The sequence below is a fragment of the Bacteroides galacturonicus genome (assembly GCF_003096855.1).
Taxonomy (GTDB): Bacteria; Bacillota; Clostridia; order Lachnospirales; family Lachnospiraceae; genus Lachnospira; species Lachnospira rogosae.
This window is the reverse complement of the sequence record NZ_QEOA01000006.1, coordinates 255,532-261,727: the sequence shown is the minus strand read 5'-3', so window position 1 is coordinate 261,727 and position 6,196 is coordinate 255,532. Positions and strand designations below refer to the sequence as shown.

General features: G+C 33.4%; 9 protein-coding genes and 1 tRNA gene. 8 read left to right on the top strand and 2 right to left on the bottom strand.

Going from position 1 to position 6,196, the window contains the following annotated elements:
- The first annotated feature begins 125 nt into the window (after nucleotides 1-125).
- The 3 genes from C7390_RS09855 to C7390_RS09850 are packed head-to-tail and all read left to right on the top strand — an operon-like array spanning nucleotide 126 to nucleotide 1,605.
- A complete protein-coding gene (locus C7390_RS09855) occupies nucleotides 126-782 on the top strand; it encodes a hypothetical protein (RefSeq protein ID WP_318295657.1) in 657 nt (218 codons plus the stop codon).
- Nucleotides 783-788: 6 nt separating this feature from the next.
- Complete coding sequence (locus C7390_RS13780) at nucleotides 789-935, top strand: hypothetical protein (protein ID WP_318295656.1); 147 nt, start codon at nucleotides 789-791, stop codon at nucleotides 933-935.
- Nucleotides 936-948: 13 nt separating this feature from the next.
- On the top strand, nucleotides 949-1,605 hold the full coding sequence (locus C7390_RS09850; RefSeq protein ID WP_116444130.1) for a hypothetical protein: 657 nt from the start codon (nucleotides 949-951) through the stop codon (nucleotides 1,603-1,605).
- Nucleotides 1,606-1,712: 107 nt separating this feature from the next.
- On the opposite strand, the gene C7390_RS09845 is transcribed toward C7390_RS09850, so the two are convergent.
- Nucleotides 1,713-2,051 (bottom strand): P-II family nitrogen regulator, encoded by a 339-nt coding sequence (locus tag C7390_RS09845; RefSeq protein ID WP_022501231.1) that lies wholly within the window; start codon nucleotides 2,049-2,051, stop codon nucleotides 1,713-1,715.
- A 75-nt stretch (nucleotides 2,052-2,126) separates the two neighbouring features.
- A complete protein-coding gene (locus tag C7390_RS09840) occupies nucleotides 2,127-2,669 on the bottom strand; it encodes a hypothetical protein (RefSeq protein ID WP_090141072.1) in 543 nt (180 codons plus the stop codon).
- 407 nt (nucleotides 2,670-3,076) lie between these two features.
- On the opposite strand from C7390_RS09840, the gene C7390_RS09835 reads away from it, so the two are divergent.
- The 5 genes from C7390_RS09835 to C7390_RS09815 all read left to right on the top strand — a co-directional run bounded on the left by C7390_RS09835 (nucleotide 3,077) and on the right by C7390_RS09815 (nucleotide 6,187).
- On the top strand, nucleotides 3,077-3,973 hold the full coding sequence (locus C7390_RS09835) for a DUF2156 domain-containing protein (protein WP_318295655.1): 897 nt from the start codon (nucleotides 3,077-3,079) through the stop codon (nucleotides 3,971-3,973).
- A 48-nt stretch (nucleotides 3,974-4,021) separates the two neighbouring features.
- On the top strand, nucleotides 4,022-4,519 hold the full coding sequence (locus C7390_RS09830) for a hypothetical protein (protein ID WP_022501234.1): 498 nt from the start codon (nucleotides 4,022-4,024) through the stop codon (nucleotides 4,517-4,519).
- A gap of 68 nt (nucleotides 4,520-4,587) precedes the next feature.
- Nucleotides 4,588-5,010: a hypothetical protein gene (locus tag C7390_RS09825; protein WP_055173928.1), complete on the top strand. Its 423-nt coding sequence runs from the start codon at nucleotides 4,588-4,590 to the stop codon at nucleotides 5,008-5,010.
- A 133-nt stretch (nucleotides 5,011-5,143) separates the two neighbouring features.
- Nucleotides 5,144-5,216 (top strand) — tRNA-Gln (locus C7390_RS09820).
- Nucleotides 5,217-5,362: 146 nt separating this feature from the next.
- Nucleotides 5,363-6,187, top strand: a complete 825-nt coding sequence (locus C7390_RS09815; RefSeq protein WP_022501236.1) for a CvfB family protein — start codon at nucleotides 5,363-5,365, stop codon at nucleotides 6,185-6,187.
- Nucleotides 6,188-6,196 lie beyond the last annotated feature (9 nt).

Sequence of the window (6,196 nt, the reverse complement as noted above, 5' to 3'; positions counted from 1 at the left end):
TTTTATGTGTAGTCGTTGTGGAGATGTATATTCTGTTCCATATACACAGCCAATATATGCACATTACACAAATAATGTACAAGATTATTATAATTATAATAATTATAAGTAAAAGGAGTGGTATTATGGCAGTAGGTGGAATAGGCAGTTTTAGTGCATTGACTAGTTACAGTGGAGTTAATAGCAGTAAAGCTAATAGTGAGCTGAGATTTGATAAAATCTACCAGCAGAAAACAGATAGTGTAGAGATAAATTCAACAGCAGGAAACAATGACATAATGACAATATATGAAATGTTATGTTCAGAATTTCCAGAAGCTAATTACATATTGGAAGATAGAAGTGATGAAGAAAATCTATTTTTTAATAATGTTGATACACGAATAGGAAAAGATTTTGGAAATCCGAGTAAAAAGAATGTATTTATAGATGTGAGTGTAATTAAGAAAATACAAGAAGACCCGTCTTATTATGTAGAAGCAAAGAGGGCGCTAGAACATCTGTTTGAACATTATGATGAAAAAAGAATACACGAAGGTTTGAATTTACCATATACAACAGGAAATCTTAATTTTGAGAATGACAGAATGCAGGTATCATATACTAACGATGTTGGAAGTTGTCAGAAAATGGTAGAAAGAGAGGTTAAAAAGTTACAAAATCCTAAATTGTCAGATACAATTAATTATGATTATGTAAAAGATAAAATAGACACAATGCTTGATGATTTTATGGATGAGGTAACAGAAGGTATAGTAGGGAAGGATAAAGAAGAGAGGTAAAAAATTATGAAAAAGAGAGTATTAAAGAGTTTAATAGCAGCATTTATGTGTAGTCGTTGTGGAGATGTATATTCTGTTCCATATACACAGCCAATATATGCACATTACACAAATAATGTACAAGATTATTATAATTATAATAATTATAAGTAAAAGGAGTGGTATTATGTCAGTAGGCGGAATAGGCAGTTTTAATACATTGACTAGTTACAGTGGAATTAGTAATAGTAAAACTAATAGTGAGCTGGGATTTGATAAAATCTACCAGCAGAAAACAGATAGTGTAGAGATAAATTCAACAGCAGGAAACAATGACATAATGACAATATATGAAATGTTATGTTCAGAATTTCCAGAAGCTAATTACATATTGGAGGATAGAAGCGATGAAGAAAATCTATTTTTTAATAATGTTGATACACGAATAGGAAAAGACTTTGGAAATCCGAGTAAAAAGAATGTATTTATAGATGTGAGTGTAATTAAGAAAATACAAGAAGACCCATCTTATTATGTAGAAGCTAAGGTGACTTTAAAATGTGTGATTGAGCAATATGATGAACAACGAACTCATGGTGGTTCAGATTTGCCATATACAACAGGATATCTTAGTTATGAAAATGATAGAATGCAGTCATCGTGGCAGCATACTAATAAGGGTTGTCAGGAAATGGTAGAAAGAGAAGTTAAAAAGTTAGAAAGTCTAAAATTATCAGATACAATCAATTATGACTATATTAAAGATAAGATGGACACAATGCTGGACGATTTTATGGATAAAGTAACGGAAGGCATAGTAGGGAATGATAAAGAAGGAAAGTGAATAGTGAACTTTCGAGATTATGAAAAAAGTTTGTAAATTCAAACTTCTATAATAAATAAGAGCTGGAGGTATGCTTTCAGCTCTTATTTATTATAGTCAGGACAGTCCTAAAGAGCATCTTCTCCACGTTCGCCAGTACGAATACGAATGGCATCAGTTACTTCATAGACGAAGATTTTGCCATCGCCATATACACCAGTGTTGATTTCTTCGATAATCTGGTCAATGATTTGTTCGTAGGTTTCATCAGATACAATAGATTCAACCTTTACTTTAGGCAGCAGGTTGCCGCCGAAGTCAACGCCGTTGTATACCTGCTTATGTCCTTTCTGGCTTCCGTAACCCATTATATTAGTAATCATAAGCCCGTGAGCGTTGTTATTGTTAAGAATTACCTTTAAATCGTCAAGTCTTTCTGGACGTATAATTATTTCGAGTTTTTTCATAATTAAGCCTCATTTCTGCGCACGCTTCTAGTGCATAGTGAATTTGTTAAAAATGTATTATTAATATTCATAAAATTAATCTTCATAAAGCTGTTTGCTTGAGCTGTAAACTGTGAAGCAGTAGTATAAAGCACATATTCCAACGAGAGCTTCAACAAGTATTGAATATAAAGAAATTGTTGAACCAAATATCATAAAATGTGCAAATACAGCAGCCGATAAAATAAGCCAGGTCATTTGATAATTACGTGTTACAGCAGATTTCTCCTGAATATTAGATTCCATAATAAGTGCTTCTGTAAAATAATAAGTAAAATAGATTGCAAATATTACAGTTATTCCAAGTGAAATAGTAAGCATTGAGCCAGCGGCTTCCTGCCAGTCAATAAAGTTGATGACTTGTGCGATGACAGAAGCAATAAAGCCGACAATAGCAACAATGCCGGATTTCTTGAATCTGGAGTTACGGTTAATCATTGGAAGTACGCCAATTATAATTAAGAGAAAACCAACGCAGTCATTAGTTACATCAATATTAATATGACCAAATGTTACGTTGAAACGCATAGAAATAATTAATATTCCTACAAGAATTAAAATAATATTTTTTTTGTTCATATTCTGTGTCTTTAAGGAAAAGACATCTCCTTTCGATATAGTCTTTCAATACAATATAATATTTTAGGTAGATTATTTCAATAAAAATTGTATTAAAAAACAGATAATGGAAAGCTTGACAAAGTAAGCTTTCCGTTATTATCAAAAATTGGCTGTTGATATGACACTAAACTGTACTATCTAATGGTATGTAATATAGCAGGAAATATACTATTTTATATACTATAAGTATAGTGTGATATACAATATGGTATATGTCAAATAAAAAAAGAAAAGTTAATTTTAGGGGGATTTTACAGAGGTTTAACACATAATTTATATGGGGAATAGTTGTTTATTATAAATGTGTGTGCTAGAATGTCAGATAATTATCATAAGCCCTATGTGCTTTAGAAATGGAGATGTGTATGTTAGATTGGAATACTCCAAAGCTTAGTGATAAAGAATGGATAGAAAAGTGCGTAAAAGAGTCACAATATATAGGGAGTGACGCGGCATTTGCCAATATATACCTGTTAAGAAGCAAATATAATATAAAAGTGACATATTATAAGGATTTACTCATAAGATATTATGAGGGGCTTGGCAATAGAAAAGGGTATACCTTTCCATTGGGAAGAAAAGATGTGTTATCCGCGCTTTATGCAATAGAGCAGGATGCTAAGGAAATGAACAGACCATTGGAGTTCTGTTTTGTGACAGAGGAACAGAAAGAAATATTAGAGAATACATTTGCAGGCAGGACAGAGAGTTCGTCAGATGCAGGCGATTATGATTACATATATGGACAGCCAGAACTTTCACTGCTTAGCGGAAGAATATATCATAAGAAGAAGAACCACGTTTCCAAATTTAAAAGGACATATGAGGATTATATGTTCTGTGAAATAGGAAATGGTAATCTTGATGATGTTATGATTATAGAAGAAGAGTGGTATTATGACCGCTTACAGCAGGACGACACTTCTGCAATGAAGGAATATGAGGCAATAAGGGAAGCAGTTGATAATTTTGAAGAATTATCGCTTTCTGGTGGAATTATTTATGCGAATAATGTTCCTGTGGCTATGACAATAGCATCATATATTAATGATGCTGCGGTCGATATACATTTTGAGAAGGCAGTCGGGGAATATGCTGTTAATGGTGGATTTGCCGCAATTAACCAGATGTATGCTTCAACGCTTAAAGATGTTAAATTTATTAACAGGGAAGAAGATATTAACATACCAGGTTTAAGAAAGGCGAAGGAGTCATATCATCCTAAGTTTATGCTTAAAAAATATGGTGTGAGAGTGAAATAAAATGCGTGTAGAATAATATATGCGTAAGAATAAGGAGTAATATACAATATGCTGTCAAAGGTATTATCAAAAGAAACTTGTGCAAAATGCCGTTTTTGCTGTTCGTTTAGAAGGTGCAGTCTTTGGGAAACACCTTTATTTCCTAAAAATGAGTGTGAAAAATTATCAAAGGATAATGAATATGGTGTCAAATCAGATTTTCAGATGCAGGGAGAGTATGGGCAGATGAAGCTTTTACACAAATATTGTACACAGGATAGTGAGGAAGAAGCAGCTTGTGATTACCTTGATGAACATAAGGGATGTATTCTTTCACAAGAGGACAAACCATTTGATTGTAAGATATGGCCTCTTAGAATAATGAGAAAAGGCGACAGGCTTGTAATAGCACTTACACCAACTTGTCCTTCGATAGGAAGAGAGCCGTCAGAGGAGTTAAAAGAGCTTGTGAATAACGGCTTAGGTGAGGTTATATATAATTATGCAAAGGAAAATCCATTTATTATTAAAGAATATAAAGAGGGATTTCCTATAATCATGGGTTAACAAAGTATAAAGCTTGCCCGATATATCAATCGTATGTAGTAAAAAATGATTAGGAAAGGGGTCTGGTTATGACTGTTATAGGAGCAGGAAGTTATAGTATTAAAAGTGTTAATTATAATAATGACATAACTGTTATAAAAGATAATCAGGATACAGACACTAATGTTTCGTCATCCGGCATTAATTCAAAGCTTGATAATGCAGAAGCTGCCAGTGATAAGTCTGTAGATGATGTATATGCAGATGACGAACAGGTTAAGGAAGCTGATAAAACACCAAGACATTCTGATCCTAAGAATTTTACATTTGACTTCAAGAAAGGGAATGAATTCAATCTTGAGGGTGCGACTAGGGATTATGAAGATATTAATGTTAGTAAAGCGCTTACAGATATGAAGAAAGATGAAGTTCTTGAACAATATAAGTTCTTTGTAGATTCTCCAAATCTTGGAACTGACACAGATGGAACGGTACGGATTGTAAGGCGTTAAAGGCGTTATTATATGCTTTTTAAGGCACTTAATTTAATCACAGATAAAAAAATTCAAAATTTTTAAAAAAATTAAAAAAAACACTTGCATTTTGTAAAATACTAGTATATAATTCATTTTGTTGTCACGACAATGGGCTTTCGCCAAGTGGTAAGGCACTGGATTCTGATTCCAGCATTTCGGGGGTTCGAATCCCTCAAGCCCAGCTTGTACCCTCGCATTTATTGCGAGGGTTTTTTGTTTAACAGGAAATTCCTATAGAATTTTTTATTGAATATACTTTCGGGCAGGTTTGCACTGCGGCTGTCAGAAAAGTATTCATCGGGGGTTATAATAATTAAAGGAGGCAGTTATGATACAATTGGGTAAAACACAATGTCTTAATATAATAAAGAAGACTGATTTCGGTGTATATCTTGGGACAGAAGATGATAAGGTGCTTCTTCCAAAGAAGCAGGTGCCTGAAGATATAGAGATAGGAGATGCACTTACGGTATTTGTATACAGGGATTCAAGCGACAGGCTTATAGCTACAACTAACACACCTAAGATTGAGTTAGGCGGACTTGCAAGACTTAAAGTGTCAGAGGTAAGCAGTATAGGTGCATTTCTTGACTGGGGACTTGAGAAGAATTTACTGCTTCCTTACAGGGAACAGACAACACACGTTAATATGGGTGATGAATACCTTGTAGCTTTATATATAGACAGGAGCAACAGACTTGCAGCAACAATGAAGGTAAGCAGATATCTTCAGACTACAGATAAGTATGTAAAGGATAGCGCTGTATCAGGAACTGTTATTGGAATTAAGCCAGAACACGGAATATATGTGGCTATTGATGATAAATACTACGGATTTATAACAAGAAATGAAATGTCAGATGATATCAAAATCGGAGATGTAGTCCACGGAAGAGTTATAAAGGTAAGGGAAGATAATAAAATAACAATAAGTATACATCAGAAAGCTTATATACAGATGGACGAAGATTCAACACTTATCTATAATAAGATAGTTGAACTTGGCGGAAGCCTTGGATTTACAGATAAGGCAGACCCGGAGGTTATAAAGAAGTATTTTAATATGAGCAAGAATGCTTTTAAGAGAGCAGTAGGAAGACTTTTAAAGCAGGAAAAGGTTGTTATTACAGAGAATTCAATAGTTTTAAAATAATAATTGTTC